The organism is Bacteroides sp. 11BF (assembly GCF_019633765.1).
GTDB classification, from domain to species: Bacteria; Bacteroidota; Bacteroidia; order Bacteroidales; family Bacteroidaceae; genus Bacteroides; species Bacteroides hominis.
Genome location: NZ_JAFKPJ010000015.1, coordinates 33777 through 51302 on the forward strand (window position 1 = coordinate 33777; position 17526 = coordinate 51302).

The window sequence follows — 17526 nt, forward strand, 5'->3', positions numbered from 1 at the left end:
AAATGTTATGGATGCACAGATAGAAAAGATAGCAAAATCACTTTATTTCTCCTACAGACAAACTGACATAGGGCTGTTTTATGGAAAGATGGGATCTTGTCTTTTCTTTTTTCATTATTCTCATGTTGCCGAATCGCGAATTTTTGGAGAATTTGCCGAAGAGTTGCTGGATGAAGTGATGGAGTATGTTCGTTTGGGTATGCCGGTCGGTCTGTCTTTCGGATGGGCTGGCATAGGTTGGGGGATAGAATATCTTGTCCGGTACGGATTTGTGGAAGATGCCGGCAATGAAGAACGGAATAAGATTGATAAGAAAGTGATGGAATATGATGTCAGGCGTTTGGATGACTACTCTTTAGCTACGGGACTGGAGGGCATTGCGTGGTATGTCCTGCTTCGATTGTCTTCGGGGGATAAAAGTGTACGGATCAGAGAAGAAACCTATTTGTTTGATTTGAGCAATGCTTGCGAAAGAGTTTTAAAGAAAAGGGAGTATAAGGGCATGCTTTTGCTGCTGAATTTTCTGAACGGGAAACAGATAAATTATCCTTTCAGGGAATTTTTTTCACAAATTCCGGGAGAAGCGCATTATATTCCGGATATGTGATGTATTTTTGCTACGTAGACTAATTCTTTGTCTCATAGCTTTTTTAAAATAGTAATTGTAATAAATAATTATCTAAAAATGTATTTGGGAATCTTTTTATGGATAGAAACGATGTATATTTCATAATTGATTTAGATTTTCATTAGATATTCAGAAGATAATATGTTTGATAAAAGAAATTTTATCTATATGAACGTTAGTGAATTGGATTAAGAACTCAATTTTATTCTATTTATTAGTATTTTTACCGTTATTATCAGTGGGGCATAGATATTGTCATAAGAGATATAATTTTGAGTTCTTATTCATTATTTTATCTATAAGTTGAATACCCACTCCAGAATACCCGAATAATCCCATGATGTGTATGGAGTTTATGAATAAATTTATTTCTTGATTATGAATTTACGTAGAATTATTTTATGTATAGTTTTGTTTATTGATTTATTGCCTGTCTTCTCACAGAAAGCTGTTCGGTCTGATTTTTTTGAAATGCTAAACCGGATTACTTTGCAAGAAAAGATTGGCTTGGACAATTATTTTACTAGATCATTTGCTAATATGATGGATCATGGAACATGGAACTATTATATAGATGGAAATCCCATGTATAAGTTGGATCCTACTAATAGTAGAAAGTATTTTGTTAAGCAATCAAATGATCGTGAAACTCGTTTTATGATTTATCATCCTTTTGAAGGGCTGTATTCTACGGGAGATTCTATTTCCTTTTGCGGCAGAATTAAATTAGAAGGAGAATTTGGTGCTTATTGCTCTATAACACAGGGAAGTGAAAGAGATTCTATGGAACTTAATTCCCAAGGGAATTGGAACGCGTTTAGATGTACTATTCCTTATTCTAATGATATATATCAGAAGTCTGTTGTTATATCACTGGATATCTATGGAAGTGGTAAGGGGAGTGCGGAGATTGCTGATATGAATGTTTTTATTGATGAGCTTCCCATTGATGAGGTATGTCCTTTGCCTTTGGCTAATAAAGATCATGAGTTTGATAATGGTACTCCGATTAATTTAGGAAATCTATCATATGAAGAGGTGGATAGACTTGCTTTAATTTGTAAAATTTGGGGCTTTTTAAAGTATTATCATCCTTCGATAGCTCAAGGAGATTATGATTGGAATTACCAGCTATTCCGTATTATTTTAGCTACATTACATTCTGATAATAATAATTTTTTTAATGATCTATGCCGCTTTATACCTTCTATTACCGGATTGAAGAAGGAGAGTAATGACTTGTGTAATGACTCTATTATTTCCCAAATTCAAATGCTTTGGTTGGAAGATTCCCAAAAGTTAGGAAGTAAACTTCAAAAGAAGTTATTTGCAATAAAAAAGCTGGAGCGAAGTGGATTTAATTATGCTGTTGGTCCTTTTTCTCCTCAGAGCAAAGAGCGCTTAATCTGTTTTCGAAATGAAACTGATTATGACAATATTCCGGTTTCCGATGATGGTTATCGAATCTTATGCTTATTTCGTTTTTGGAATATGATGTATTATTTTCATCCTTATATGGAACAAAAAGAGGATCATTGGCTATCTATTCTGCCTCAATATATTCGTCTGTTTGCTAATGCTCGCAAATTAAATGACTTTGATAAAGCATGTGCAATGTTAGCTTGTGAATTAAAAGATACCCATACAACTTTCTATGGATTCAAGACTAATCTTTATGGGTTTGGAGAAGGAATCTATGATGATGGAATATTGCCGATTGATGTTAAATTGATTGATAATCAATTATTTGTCACTGAATTCTTAACTGCTGAAGCGGTAAATATGGGGCTTCAAATTGGTGATTGTATAACTCATGTAAATGGACGTAGTATTTCTACTATTCGTCAAGAAAAAGATCGATATCTACAATTCGCTAATGATAATGCAAATCAAATCCCTATCGTTTACACAGCATTTCATGGAGATTCTGTGACTTTAAATATTAAAAGACATGGTATTGAAAGGACTCTTTTTATAAGAAATTGGAAGCAATATGCTAGAACTGTTCTTGATGATGGAACTGCTCCTATGAAGCTGATGGAGGTTGCTGATGGGGTTTTTTATATTAATCTTTCTCAAATAACCAGTTTAGAACTAAAACAGAAATTGGATTCGATTAAAGATTCTAAAGGAATTATATTTGATATGCAGGGGTATCCTTTCGATCAAAATAGTGCAGAAGTATTGGCTGACTATCTTTACCCTAAACCAGCTTGCTTATTTTATTATACATATGCAGATCTAAAACATCCCGGTATTTTCCGTAAAAATCCAAATATGTTTTATTATGGTAAACAAAACCCTGATTATTATAAAGGTAAGGTTGTTGTGCTTGTAGGTGGTGGCACTATGAGTAAAGCAGAGCAATTGGCTTGTATAATAGGAGCGTCTCCAAAGGGGCGTGTGATTGGTAAAGGAATGATGACAGGAGGTGTTTGGGGAAATACGGTTGTTGCTCCTTTTACTTCAGGTAATGCAACAAGGTATACAAATATTGGGACTTATTATTTGGACGGATATTGTACTTATCCAAATGGAGTAAAAATCGATCAAGTGATTCCTTTTTCTGTAAAAGAGGGAAAAGATGCAGGTTTAGGAGAACTTATTGAATATGCTTTGAGCTATATAGACGGGAATTAGTTTTCTTGGATAGTCTTTGAAATAGATATTTCAAAAAATAAATAATCTGAGATGTAATTAGAGTGACTTTTTTTACTATATTTGTTATTCTGTTTTTTTGATTGAAATAAAACTTGGACTTTTGCTGTTTTAAAGGGAACATAGAAAGTAATCCTAAATAAAATTTCAAATGTCTTGTCATTGTTTTTGTTAAGATATGATGAAGCTAAGTTCTTTCCCTCATTACCTCCAGTTGGACGCTATGGATTGCGGCCCTTCCTGCCTTCGCATGGTTGCGAAGTACTATGGTAAGACTTACTCCCTGCAAACCCTCCGTGCACGTTCTTTTATTACCCGTGAAGGAGTTTCCATGTTGGGCATCAGTGATGCGGCGGAATCCATCGGTTTCCGTACTTCGGGGGTCCGTATCTCTTTGGAGCAACTGAAAGAGGACGTACCGTTGCCTTGCATCCTGCATTGGAACCAGAACCACTTTGTGGTCTGTTATGATATAAAGAAGAAGCGCAGTGGCTACCGTTTCTATATCGCTGATCCGGCACGTCAGTTGATTTCGTACAGTGAGGAAGAATTTAAAAAGTGTTGGTTGTCTACTAAGGTGAATGGAGAAGAGAAAGGAGCTGCACTTGCGCTTGAACCGGGCCCGGAATTCCAAGGGAAGGGGGACGAGGAAGAGTCCGGCAGTCGCAGTCTTCGTTTCTTTCTTAAATATTTGTCTCCTTATCGTAAACAACTGATTCAACTGGTTCTGGGAATGCTGACAGCGAGCTTGCTGCAACTTATCTTCCCATTTCTGACACAGTCGTTGGTGGATGTGGGTATCCGTGACGGTAACCTGAACTTTATCACTCTGATCCTGATTGCACAGCTGGTGATCTCCGTTTCGCAACTTTCGGTCGAGTTTATCCGTAGCTGGATCATGCTTCACATGAACACACGTATCAACATCTCGCTGATCTCTGACTTCCTGGCAAAGTTGATGAAACTACCGCTCCATTATTTCGATACGAAGATGATCGGTGACATTATGCAGCGTATCGGTGACCACGGACGCATCGAGAGCTTTCTGACAGGCTCGTCCATCAGTACGCTTTTCTCTTTCGTAAACTTCTTTATTTTTGCTTTTGTATTGGCTTATTATAATCTGGGTATTCTTGCCATCTTTCTGGTAGGCAATTCACTCTATATCTGCTGGATTCTTGTGTTCATGAAGTACCGGCGCGAACTGGATATCCGGCGTTTTGCCCAGGCGGCGGGCGAACAGAGCAGTTTGATTCAGTTGGTGACTGCCATGCAGGAAATCAAGCTGAACAACTGCGAGAAGCAAAAGCGCTGGCAGTGGGAGCGCATTCAGGTGAAGCTTTTCAAGATCAGCGTGAAGGGACTGGCATTGGGGCAGGTTCAGCAAGTGGGTTCTGTGTTTTTTAATCAGACAACGAATATCGTAATTTCCTTTATTGCTGCCAAATCGGTTGTGGAAGGGGATATGACTCTGGGTATGATGATGTCTTTGACGTATATCATCGGTCAGCTGAGTGGCCCCATCGGCTCTTTTATCGGCTTTGCCCAACAACTTCAGGATGCAAAGATCAGTCTGGAACGCTTGAACGAGATTCACGGTCAGAAAGATGAAGAACAGGATATCACTTCAAAACTGACGGTTCTTCCGGATCGGCGTGATATTCGTATTGAAAATCTGTCGTTTAGCTATGACGGGGCGGACCGTGACTATGTGCTGAAGGATGTGAATCTGGATATACCCGAACATAAAGTGACAGCGATCGTGGGGGCGAGTGGTAGTGGTAAGACTACACTGATTAAGTTGATGCTCGGTTTTTATACTCCGAATAAGGGGGATATCAAAATAGGTGAGACTCCTCTGGATGTGGTGAATCCGCATCTCTGGCGTGCGAAGAGTGGTTCGGTGATGCAGGATGGCTTTATTTTCTCTGATACGATTGCGAACAACATTGCTGTTGGTGAGGAACAGGTGGATGTGGAACGTTTGCGCCATGCTGTGACGGTTGCCAATATCCGTGATTTTATCGATTCTCTTCCTTTGGGCTATAATACGAAGATCGGAATGGAGGGGAACGGCATCAGTCAGGGACAGCGACAGCGCCTGCTGATAGCCCGTGCGGTTTATAAGAATCCGGAGTTCCTGTTTTTCGATGAGGCGACGAATGCACTGGATGCCAATAACGAGCGTGAGATTATGGAACACCTCCATACATTCTATCGGGGTAAGACGGTTGTAGTGGTAGCACATCGTTTGAGTACGGTTCGTGATGCGGATAAGATCGTGGTGCTGGATAAAGGTGCTGTGGCTGAAGAGGGCACTCACCGGGAACTGACAGAGAAGAAAGGATTGTATTATCAGTTGGTGAAGAATCAGCTGGAGTTAGGAAGTTAGGTATGGAAAAGGAGCACACACATAAAGAAATCGAGCTTCGCAGTGAAGAGGTACAGGAGGTGATGAACCGTGTTCCGGCGTGGATTCTGCGTAGTGGCATTACGGTATTGTTTATCATCGTAGTGGTGTTGGTGGCAGGCAGCTATTGGTTTAAATATCCGGATGTGATAACTGCGGAGGTGACGGTGAGTACACAGGAGCCTCCATCTTATGTAATGGCACGTTCGGCCGGTAGATTGGCGGACCTGTATGTACAGAACGGCCAGGAGGTGAAGCCGGATATGAATTTGGGTGTAATAGAGAATACGGCTCGTGCGGTGGATGTGTTTTCTTTGAAGGGGAAGATGCAGAAGTGGAAGCAGGAAGGATATACACCGGAATCGGGGAAAAACCTTTTTCTGCTTTCGGAGACCGACCGCTGGCGGCTGGGTGAGATACAGTCGGCTTATGCAGGATTTGTGAGTACCCTCTCCGAGGTGGTTCGTATGAAAGAGTTGGGATATTATGCAAAGAAGTTGCAGTCACAGAAAGAATTGCTGGCTACACAGAAGAAATATTATGATCAGGTTCGGAGGCAATATTTTCTGATAGAGAAAGAATATGCTTTAGCTCATGCCTCATATGCAAGAGATTCGATTCTTTATCATCGTAAGGCGATGATTATTACGGAGTTTGAACAGTCCGGCAGTCGCTATCTGCAGAGTCTTCAGTCAAAGGAATCGGCCCGTATGCAGTTGACTCAGGTAGATATGCAGATAGAGCAATCGGAAGAGGCATTGCTTGATCTGGAAAAACAGGCGTTTGAAGAGCAGCAGACGCAGGAGGTGAATCTGAGAAATGCTACGGATCAGTTGTTGGGTCAACTTGCGGCGTGGGAACAACATTACCTGCTTCGAAGTCCGGTCGGAGGAAAAGTTACTTTTCTGAATGTGTGGAGCGTGAATCAGTATGTGGAGTCGGGGGCTACCGTTTTTGTGGTTGCCCCGAAAGAGGAATCCTTGCCTGTAGGGACGGCATTGCTGCCTTTACAGGGATCGGGTAAAGTAAAGGTCGGACAGCGTGTGAATTTGCGTCTGAATAATTATCCGGACCAGGAGTTTGGTTATGTAAGGGGGGAGGTGAGAAGTGTTTCGCCTCTGCCGACGGCGGAAGGCATGTATGTGGTCGATATTGCTTTGCCGGATGGGTTGACAACCAACTATGGAAAGATGCTGCCGTTGACTCGTGAGATGAAGGGAAGTGCGGAAATCATCACGGACGATCTTCGCCTGCTGGAAAGATTGATTATGCCGCTACGAAAAATTTTCATGGAACAAAAATAGGTCAAAGTAGCTTTGGAGCTATATATAATAAGGTGTATCTCCGGATCTTTGTAGAAAATGCTTCGGAAATTTTCATTTATCCAAAACCTTTTAGTTTCGTTGGTGTTATTTAAATAGTTTCAATAATAAATAGGAAGATTTGTAATAACCACTTTAACTATTAAGGTATATGAAAAAGATTCTAATGCTGCTGGCTTTAGCCGGCGTTACATCTGTTGCTTCAGCGCAACAAACTACGATTACGGGATACGAAGTTATCCAGGTACAAGACAAATATCAAGTGATCACTAACTCCTTCTGGGATAACTGGTTCTTTTCTATCGGTGGCGGTGCCGAAGCCATGTTTGGTGACAACGACCATGCCGGAAAGTTCAGAGACCGTATCAGTCCGACATTGAATGTGGCTGTCGGTAAATGGTTTACTCCCGGGTTGGGATTGCGATTGCAGTACAGTGGCTTGCAGGGGCGCGGCTTTGCCCATTCGGAAACAGCCGATTTTGTGAAGAGTGGTAAACTGGCCAATGGGTATTATAAACAGAAATTCAACTATATGAATCTTCATGGTGACGTGATGTTCAATTTGAATGCTCTGTTTGGCGGATACAACTCTCACCGTGTATATGAAATTATCCCTTATTTGGGAGCCGGTTTTACTCATTCATACTCTAAACCTCATCGTGAGGCATTTGCTATGAACGCAGGTATTATCAACCGTTTCCGCGTATCGAGTGCGGTAGATATCAATATCGAAATAGGTGGTATGCTGGCTGAAGATAAGTTTGACGGAGAAATTGGTGGAAAACATGGGTATGATGGCGTTGCCAGCCTGACTGCAGGTCTGACTTACCGCTTCCCGGCCCGGGGATTTGCCCGTCCGATGCCACAGATTATCTCTGAAATAGAATTGGCCAATATGCGTCGCCAGATGAATGAAATGGCTGCTGCCAACCAGTCACTGCAACAGCAGTTGGTTGATGCACAGAACCAGCCGGTGGCAGAAGTTGCCGAACAAGTAGTTGTAACGGATGCTAATATTGCTCCGCGTACTGTATTCTTCACAATCGGTTCTTCTGAACTGTCTCCGCGTGAAGAGATGAACTTGTCTTATCTGGCTGCTAAGATGAAAGAATTCCCGGATACACAATATACCGTATACGGATATGCTGACTCGGCAACCGGTACTCCTGCATTCAATAAGGAGTTGAGCCAGAAACGTGCTCAGGCTGTTGTCAATGCATTGGTTAAGAAATACGGAGTAGATTCCAGCCGCTTGAAAGTTGATGCCGGAGGTGGTGTGGATAAATTCGGTAAACCTATTTACCTAAACCGCGTTGTATTAGTAGAGTCTGCTAAATAAATTCAGACTCAACCTTCTTTAAAAGAAAGCGCCCTGTTGCCGGACTGGTAACAGGGCGTTTCTTTTTTTATTTATTGAATCGCTTTACTTGTTCGTTAATCAGTTCGGCATCATCGAAATAGTTTATCTTCATGGCCTTACGAACATCGGATAACGTATCGGCAGCGGCAGCTCTTGCCACTTCACAGCCTTTTCTCAACATTTCGTAGATGGCAGGAATGTCTTTCTCAAATTCTTTCCGGCGATTACGGATAGGTTCCAGCTCTTCTTGCATAATAGCGTTGAGGAAGCGTTTCACCTTTACATCTCCCAGGCCGCCGCGTTGATAATGAGCTTTCAGTTCATCGAGGCTCGGATAGTCGGGCAGATAACGTTCGAAATGTTCGGGACGGCAGAAGGCATCCAAATATGTAAATACGGTATTACCTTCGATTTTGCCCGGGTCTTGCACCCGTAAGTGATCGGGGTCGGTGAACATGCTCATTACTTTCTTCTGTACCTCGTCCGCTTCTTCGGAAAGGTAGATGCAGTTGCCTAACGATTTACTCATTTTGGCTTTTCCATCGGTACCCGGCAGGCGCAGGCAGGCTGCGTTGTCCGGTAGAAGGATTTCCGGCTCGACTAATGTTTCTCCGTAGATGTAATTGAAACGGCGGACAATTTCTCTGGCCTGCTCGATCATGGGCTCCTGATCTTCACCTACCGGTACTGTAGTGGCACGGAAGGCAGTGATATCGGCAGCTTGGCTGATGGGATAAGTAAAGAAACCTACAGGAATGCTGGTTTCGAAGTTGCGCATCTGTATTTCCGTCTTCACGGTAGGGTTACGTTGCAGGCGTGATACGGTGACGAGATCCATATAATAGAATGTCAATTCGCACAGTTCCGGAATCTGGGACTGGATGAAGATTGTCGACTTTTCCGGATCGAGTCCGCAAGCCAGATAATCGAGGGCTACTTCAATTACGTTTTGGCGTACTTTTTCGGGGTTATCGATGTTATCGGTCAATGCCTGCGCATCGGCGATGAAGATGAAAGTTTTGTCAAACAAGCCGGAATTCTGTAGTTCGACTCTTCGTTTCAGTGAACCTACGTAGTGTCCGATATGGAGTTTTCCGGTAGGACGGTCACCTGTCAATATGATTTTTTCTTTTCCCATTATTTTTATTTTTAATCGAAGGACAAAGATAGTCAGAATCAGCTGAAGTAACAAATAAAACGAATATTCTTACCAGATTCCTTTGTAATTATAGAAATAAGTCGTTACTTTGCACAAACTTTGAAATAGCAATGAATCAACAGGAAATCAGAAGCAAGTATTATCTCCGTTCGAGTGTATTTCACCCGGAATCAGCCTACTTCTTCTCTTTTCTCCAAAAACGATATTTAGTTCTTTGGTAATGCGTTAGTCCTTTATTGAGGGTAACGCATTTTTTTTGTGCGGATACGTAGAAATAACAACTTATAATGACAATAAAAGAAATGGAAAAGGAAATGAAAAAAGTCCTTGTTTTGGGTTCAGGCGCACTCAAAATCGGACAAGCCGGAGAGTTTGATTATTCCGGTTCACAGGCACTGAAGGCCTTGAAAGAAGAAGGCATCAATTCGGTATTGGTCAACCCGAACATCGCAACCATTCAGACTTCCGAGGGAATTGCTGATAAGGTGTATTTCCTTCCCGTGACTACTTATTTTGTAGAGGAGATTATTAAGAAAGAACGTCCCGACGGCATTCTTCTTGCATTCGGCGGACAGACTGCCTTGAACTGCGGTGCAGAGCTTTATACACAAGGTATTCTGGATAAATATGGTGTGAAAGTATTGGGTACTTCGGTTGAGGCTATCATGTATACGGAAGACCGTGACCTGTTTGTGAAGAAGCTCAACGAGATTGATATGAAAACTCCGGTCAGCCAGGCTGTAGAAAGCATGGAAGATGCTATTGCTGCTGCACGTCGCATTGGTTATCCGGTGATGGTTCGTTCGGCTTACGCGCTGGGAGGACTCGGAAGTGGTATTTGTGCCAATGAAGAGGAATTCCTCAAATTGGCTGAGAGCTCATTTGCTTTCTCTAAACAGATTCTGGTGGAAGAGTCGTTGAAAGGATGGAAAGAAATTGAGTTTGAGGTGATCCGTGATGCGAATGACCACTGTTTTACGGTAGCAAGCATGGAAAATTTTGACCCGCTGGGTATCCATACCGGCGAATCGATCGTGGTAGCTCCGACTTGCTCATTGGATGACAAGGAACTGAAAATGTTGCAGGAACTTTCAACTAAATGTATCCGCCATCTGGGTATTGTAGGTGAATGTAACATTCAGTATGCATTCAATTCGGATACGGATGATTATCGTGTGATTGAGGTGAATGCACGTCTGAGCCGTTCTTCGGCTTTGGCCTCGAAGGCAACCGGCTATCCGCTGGCATTTGTGGCCGCTAAGGTGGCATTAGGCTACACACTCGATCAGATAGGTGAGATGGGCACTCCCAACTCGGCATATGTGGCTCCGCAACTTGATTACTATATTTGTAAAATTCCTCGTTGGGACTTGACTAAATTTGCCGGTGTATCTCGTGAGATCGGTTCAAGCATGAAATCGGTTGGTGAAATCATGTCGATAGGCCGTTCGTTTGAAGAGATTATCCAGAAAGGTCTTCGCATGATCGGTCAAGGTATGCATGGGTTTGTCGGTAACGACGATGTGCATTTTGAGGATCTGGATAAGGAGCTTTCTCACCCGACGGATTTACGTGTTTTCGCTCTGGCTCAGGCCATGGAAGATGGCTATACGATAGAGCGTATCCATGAATTGACAAAGATTGACCCGTGGTTCTTGGGCAAACTGAAAAATATCGTTGACTATAAAGCGAAGTTGTCTGCTTATGATAAGGTAGAGGATATTCCTGCAGACGTATTGAGGGAGGCCAAAGTGCTGGGCTTTTCTGACTTCCAGATTGCGCGCTTTGTGTTGAATCCGGCAGGAAATATGGAGAAAGAGAACCTGATGGTACGTGCCCGTCGTAAAGAACTGGGTATCCTTCCGGCCGTGAAACGCATCAATACCATTGCTTCCGAACATCCAGAACTGACAAACTACCTTTATATGACTTATGCGGTTCAGGGTTATGATGTGAACTATTATAAAAATGAAAAGTCAGTAGTTGTGTTAGGATCGGGTGCTTATCGCATTGGTAGCTCGGTTGAGTTCGACTGGTGTTCGGTAAATGCTGTGCAGACTGCCCGCAAACTGGGATATAAATCGATTATGATCAATTATAATCCCGAAACGGTGTCTACTGATTATGATATGTGTGATCGTCTGTACTTCGACGAACTTTCGTTCGAACGTGTGCTCGACGTGATCGATCTGGAACAACCTCGCGGTGTGATTGTATCCGTAGGTGGACAGATTCCGAATAACCTTGCCATGAAACTGTATCGTCAGTCTGTTCCGGTATTGGGTACTTCTCCTGTTTCTATCGACCGGGCAGAAAACCGTAATAAGTTCTCTGCAATGCTTGATCAGTTGGGTATCGACCAGCCGGCATGGCAGGAGCTGACCAGTCTGGAAGATGTGAAAGGTTTTGTAGAGAAAGTGGGCTATCCGGTACTGGTTCGTCCGTCTTATGTACTTTCGGGAGCTGCGATGAATGTTTGCTATGATGACGAGGAGTTGGAGAACTTCTTGAAGATGGCTGCTGAGGTATCGAAAGAGTATCCGGTAGTTGTTTCTCAGTTCCTTGAAAATACCAAGGAAATTGAATTCGACGCAGTGGCACAGAATGGAGAAGTGGTAGAATATGCTATCTCAGAACATATTGAGTTTGCCGGAGTGCACTCGGGTGATGCTACGCTGGTATTCCCGGCACAGAAAATCTATTTTGCAACAGCGCGCCGCATTAAGAAAATCAGCCGCCAGATTGCGAAAGAGCTTAATATTTCGGGACCGTTCAATATTCAATTCCTGGCTCGCAACAACGAAGTTAAAGTTATCGAATGTAACTTACGTGCTTCACGTAGTTTCCCGTTCGTTTCTAAGGTGTTGAAACGTAACTTTATCGAGACTGCTACCCGCATTATGCTCGACGCTCCATACAGCCGTCCCGATAAGTCGGCATTTGATATCGACTGGATTGGAGTGAAAGCTTCTCAATTCTCTTTCTCACGTTTGCACAAAGCCGATCCGGTTTTAGGTGTAGATATGTCGTCTACCGGTGAGGTGGGCTGCATTGGTGACGACTTTTCTGAAGCACTGCTGAATGCAATGATTGCTACCGGCTTTAAAATTCCTGAAAAGGGAGTGATGTTCTCTTCAGGTGCAATGAAGTCGAAAGTCGATTTGCTGGAAGCAAGCCGCATGTTGTTCAACCAGGGATATAAGATTTATGCAACAGCCGGAACTGCTGCATTTCTGAATGCACATGGTGTAGATACTACTCCGGTTTACTGGCCGGATGAAAAACCGGGGGCCGAGAACAATGTGATGAAGATGATTGCCGACCATAAGTTCGACTTGATTGTGAATATTCCCAAGAATCATTCGAAACGTGAGCTGACAAATGGTTATCGTATCCGTCGTGGTGCGATCGATCATAATATCCCATTGATAACCAACGCGCGTCTGGCGAGTGCATTTATCGAAGCATTCTGTGATTTGAAGCTTGAAGATATTCAGATAAAGAGCTGGCAGGAATATAAATAGTACTGTCCGTAGCGATAAATAATAAGGGAGAGGGGGGAAACTTGGAAACAGTTTCTCCCCTTTTTATAGTGACCTGTTGTCTTTTTCTCGTCTTTTTCTTCTGCCTGTCTTATAATTAACTTATATTTGTAATCTACTTAATATTTGGTATCAGAAGAATGTTCGTCCTTTTTTAATTTACATAATTCAGATTTTAATATGTTTGGAAAGAAAAAGAATGAAGATTATTCTGTAAAGACTGTGAAAGTCGGTATTGATAAACTGACTACAATAGCATTGGGAACAATGGTGAAAGGAGCAATCACGGTAGAAGGGGATTTGCGTTTAGATGGAATAATAGAAGGAAATGTTTCCTGTAAAGGGAAAGTAGTGATTGGTCCTCAGGGAAGAATCAAAGGAAATGTGACGTGTACCGGTGCTGTGTTACACGGGATGTTACAGGGAGATATTCAGGTGGCAGAAGATTTGGTTATGAAATCGGGATGTACAATGAATGGCGATGTTTATACATGTAAACTTGAAATAGAATCGAAAGCCAGATTTAACGGTACTTGTAATACTACTGAGAAAAATACACTTGTGACAAGTCAGGTTGCGAAGCCTGAGACTGTGAATACTGAGAAATGATTGAAACGGCTTCTTGAGAAGAACCGGTTTTGTCTATTCCAATTGTGGTTAAAAGTTTTTCGAAGGCTGCAAAGTTATCTAAAAAAAAGAGATAATTATGCAGTTGGTTTGTTATGGCACTACGCTTTTTGCAATTTGTTGAAATATCAGTCTGATATATGAAATGGATAAGCAAAAGCTTGCAATAATCTAATTTGTAATCTTAACAGACTTAAAATGAAAAAAGAACTTTTGACTCGATTTATGGAGAAGCGAATAGTCGAACTGAAAAAAGAGCAACGTAATGGTACTGCCCATGTATATCAGAGCACTTTAAATCGACTGAAAAAATTTATGAACGGACGTGAAATCACCTTTAGCCAACTGACTCCCGAATGGTTAGCTTTGTTTGAACAGAAACTGCTGGCTGATCAACTTAAATGGAACACTATTTCTACTTACATGCGTATGCTGAGATCTGTGTATAATCAGGCGCTGGAGCGGGGAGTGGCAACTTATGTGCCACGTCTTTTCAATAAAGTGCATACCGGAATTGACTGTCCTGTAAAAAGGGCTGTTTCGCCGGAGGTGATATGTAAACTGATGACGGACCAGAAACCATTGCCGGAAAAATTAGCTTTCAGCCGGGATTTGTTTGTTCTTTTGTTTCTGCTTCGCGGGATGCCGTTTGTAGATCTTGCTTTTTTGCGCAGATGCGATTTACAGGGAAATGTAATTACGTATCACCGGCGCAAAACCAGTCGTAAACTGACTGTGGTGGTGGGCAAAGAGGCAATGGAAATTATACGGAGGTATATGTATGCGATTCCGGATTCACCTTATCTTTTTCCTATTATCCAAAATCCCGGTGAGAATGAATATGGGCAATATACCCGTATGTTGCGTCTTCTGAACCATCGCCTGACACAGGTGGCAAATACCTTGGGAATCAGGGAACGGCTAAGTACTTATGTGGCACGTCATACCTGGGCGACTACGGCACTCCGGCAGAATTATAATTCAAGTTTGATTTGTAATGCTATGGGGCATTCTTCGGTGAAAGTGACTGAGACTTATTTTCAACCTTACAGGGATGATGAGGTAAACCGGATGAATCGTTCTCTTATTACATATATTTTATCGAAGAAGAAAAGAGGAATAGATAAAAACATTAGAAGCTAATCAGTTGATTATTAATTGAAATATTATCCGTTACTTCGTAGGTAACGGAAGGTGATATCGGCGGCAAATTTAAATATATTTTTTGAAATACGCATAATAAAACAATTATTTTTGCAATAGATATTAAATAACTGAACATTTTTATTGGGTTGTTCTTCGAAAAAGACAACAAAAGATTCTTCCATTTTTCAGGTTGAAAGATGGGAAAGGATTTTATTGTCTTTTTTGAGACCGTAAAGATTCATTTTAGTAAAAACAACTCCTTGAAAGACGCCTCTTTGTCTTGGAATTTGTGTAGACCCGTTACCTACGAAGTAACGGGCAGATCGATTGAGATAAGAAACCAACATTCTGTCTGAATCAAATATTAAGTAGAAACTAAAGTGAATTATTTATGAAAAAGAAATCTGTGTTTTTATGGTCTTTGCTCGCTGCAATGGCCATGAGTGCTTGTTCAGAGCACAATGAACTTCCTTCAGGAGAAGTTCCTGGTGGGAACTCGAAGGCTAACTTTATAGTTAAGTTGAACTTTGAAGGAACAAGTATGGAACAAGGAGGTAAGACGAGAGCTGCGCAATCTACTGCAGTGCCGGAAACGTCGTGGAGTAAAATCCGTCAGGTGCAGATTTTGCTGTATGACGCAAGCAATATCGTGCGGTTTTCAGATGTAGTTAATCCAACAGACGGGAATACTACTTTTACTTATACAGATGTGCCTGCTGGTACATATACGATGGTTGCTATAGCAAATGCGAAAAGTTCAGCGGATGCTATCAATACCTATTTGGATGGAGGCACAACTCCTGTAGAGTGGGGGATGTGGAACGTACGTCAGAAACAGGTGCAGAACATGGTGATGAAATATAAGCCAGGTGCATTCCCTGCTTTTTGTTCTGCTGCCTTGGCAGGCAATACGGCCTATACGGAACCTGCTGAGATTTTTATGGGAGCTGTTCCGGGTGTAGTCATTTCTTCGGATGCTACTGCAACTCCATCTCCGATTGCTTTGAAACGTGAAGTCTCTTTGATGCGTGTCCGTCTGAACGTAAAGGATAAAGAAGGAAATACGAATAATGAGAATACCGCCAAAGGGGTTGACTTTACACAAGACGCTTCTATTATGATTTATCGCTTGCCGGATTATCTGAAAGTGATGGCAGGGAATGACGGAGGAGTCAGTGCTACCTCGACTGCTACTAATATATTGTCTATTTCGGATGGTGAAGTTTTTAAAACGGCTGAGCCTGGATCCGGTTATAACCCTGGAGGAACGATTTTAAACGGAAACTTCACGATGTGGAGAGATGTGGTTGTATTCCCCAATAATGGTGGACGCGTTAATGATTCTGCAACTACCGGTACGGCTGACAGACAGCGTCAGTATTTTATAGTGGTATCAGGACGTGGTAAAGCCGGACATATTTTGGGAGATGGTACTGCACTTCCCAGTGATGCTACCGTTTATTGGTCTGGAGTGGTTAAAGAGAATTTTGTACCGAATGTGATTCGTGAAGTAAACCTGACTTTACGTACCGGCGGAAGTACGACTGTACCTGTAACTCCTACGGAATATGGTGGCCTGACAATTACTGTAGGAGCTCCTACACCTTGGGATAGCAATATTGTAAATTCAGATATTATAATGTAAAAACTTTCTTTTTACTCCCCTTGGAATCATGGTCCGGGAGCAGGAAGCAAGAAGGTGTGTTTGCTGCTCCTGAGGGCCTCGGGGGAGGATAATGAAATAAACTATAGAACATGAGAAAAAACAGACTTCTCATAGTATTATTTACTGGTGTAGCAGTCTTACTTTCGCTTGCGTCGTGTACATATGATTATTTTGAAGATGAAACGAATTATCAGGTTTTTGTACCCGAGGTTCTGAACAAGACTGTCAGTGATTGTCGAGTGCTGGTCTATGACGATGCCGGAACATTGGTCGGCGCACGTTATGCAACCTCTCCATGGGATAAAGATCCGCGCATGGAGGCGGGCTTGTTTAGTTTTAGGTTAACTCCCGGCGAATATAAAGTATACTGTTATACCAATACGGACAGTCTTACGTTTGTGGACGGGCAACATCTGGATGCTTCTGCTTTTATTCTGAAAAGCAGTTCTACCGGACCGAACAGATATGTACAGCCTTCGGATATATTATTCCAGAAGTTCGTACCCGCAATTGTACATCCGGGCATTTTACAGACCGATACCACAGCATTGGAACGCTATACCGGACGTATAACGGTTCGGTTTAAGAAATTTCCCGGTGATGTATCGCATATAAAGAAGGTACAATTGCTTGCGGAAGGAGCACCTGTGATGCAATACCTCAAAAATGATACTCTGACCGGCCGATTGACTCCCGAGGATAAAATGTTTCATTTCGGAACATTACCCGTACAGGAGAAAGCCGATGTATTAGAGGTAGATCATCGTTTTATTCCTTCTGTGGAGAATGAACCGATGAGGTTGAATTATACATTTCTCGATGAAAATGGAGCAGTTGTCAACCATTTGCCCGTGGAAGTTACGGAAAGGGAGACAGGATTGCCGTTACGGTTATTGCATGGTAAACGTATAATTATTGAAATCGAATCTTATACCGTTATTAAGATATCGGTTGTAGGATGGAACGAAGATATCGAGAGTGGAGATACGGACATGGAATGATACATAT

11 protein-coding genes are annotated in these 17526 nt (G+C 42.1%); 10 read left to right on the forward strand and 1 reads right to left on the reverse strand.

What is annotated here, in order from left to right:
* Nucleotides 1-7 precede the first annotated feature (7 nt).
* The 5 genes from JZY04_RS15590 to JZY04_RS15610 all read left to right on the forward strand — a co-directional run bounded on the left by JZY04_RS15590 (nt 8) and on the right by JZY04_RS15610 (nt 8357).
* Nucleotides 8-607: a hypothetical protein gene (locus JZY04_RS15590; RefSeq protein ID WP_122142972.1), complete on the forward strand. Its 600-nt coding sequence runs from the start codon at nt 8-10 to the stop codon at nt 605-607.
* Between the two features lie 399 nt (nt 608-1006).
* On the forward strand, nt 1007-3268 hold the full coding sequence (locus JZY04_RS15595) for a S41 family peptidase (RefSeq protein ID WP_122142973.1): 2262 nt from the start codon (nt 1007-1009) through the stop codon (nt 3266-3268).
* A gap of 199 nt (nt 3269-3467) precedes the next feature.
* On the forward strand, nt 3468-5678 hold the full coding sequence (locus JZY04_RS15600) for a peptidase domain-containing ABC transporter (protein ID WP_122143004.1): 2211 nt from the start codon (nt 3468-3470) through the stop codon (nt 5676-5678).
* A 2-nt stretch (nt 5679-5680) separates the two neighbouring features.
* Entirely contained in the window at nt 5681-7000 is a 1320-nt protein-coding gene (locus JZY04_RS15605) for an HlyD family secretion protein (RefSeq protein WP_122142974.1), read from the forward strand.
* 169 nt (nt 7001-7169) lie between these two features.
* Nucleotides 7170-8357, forward strand: a complete 1188-nt coding sequence (locus JZY04_RS15610) for an OmpA family protein (RefSeq protein WP_005811214.1) — start codon at nt 7170-7172, stop codon at nt 8355-8357.
* Between the two features lie 67 nt (nt 8358-8424).
* Here JZY04_RS15610 and trpS read toward each other — a convergent pair whose 3' ends face one another.
* On the reverse strand, nt 8425-9516 hold the full coding sequence (trpS, locus tag JZY04_RS15615; RefSeq protein WP_005782386.1) for a tryptophan--tRNA ligase: 1092 nt from the start codon (nt 9514-9516) through the stop codon (nt 8425-8427).
* A gap of 323 nt (nt 9517-9839) precedes the next feature.
* On the opposite strand from trpS, the gene carB reads away from it, so the two are divergent.
* From carB to JZY04_RS15640, 5 genes are all read left to right on the forward strand, one after another.
* Entirely contained in the window at nt 9840-13061 is a 3222-nt protein-coding gene (carB, locus tag JZY04_RS15620) for a carbamoyl-phosphate synthase (glutamine-hydrolyzing) large subunit (RefSeq protein WP_005811211.1), read from the forward strand.
* Nucleotides 13062-13259: 198 nt separating this feature from the next.
* Nucleotides 13260-13688, forward strand: a complete 429-nt coding sequence (locus tag JZY04_RS15625; RefSeq protein WP_005811209.1) for a polymer-forming cytoskeletal protein — start codon at nt 13260-13262, stop codon at nt 13686-13688.
* A gap of 216 nt (nt 13689-13904) precedes the next feature.
* Complete coding sequence (locus JZY04_RS15630; RefSeq protein ID WP_005811206.1) at nt 13905-14849, forward strand: Tsr15 family tyrosine-type DNA invertase; 945 nt, start codon at nt 13905-13907, stop codon at nt 14847-14849.
* Nucleotides 14850-15243: 394 nt separating this feature from the next.
* Nucleotides 15244-16497 (forward strand): FimB/Mfa2 family fimbrial subunit, encoded by a 1254-nt coding sequence (locus JZY04_RS15635; protein WP_122142975.1) that lies wholly within the window; start codon nt 15244-15246, stop codon nt 16495-16497.
* 110 nt (nt 16498-16607) lie between these two features.
* Nucleotides 16608-17519 carry a FimB/Mfa2 family fimbrial subunit gene (locus tag JZY04_RS15640; protein WP_122142976.1) on the forward strand — a complete coding sequence of 304 codons (912 nt, stop codon included), beginning with the start codon at nt 16608-16610 and terminating at the stop codon, nt 17517-17519.
* The last annotated feature ends 7 nt before the right edge of the window (nt 17520-17526 follow it).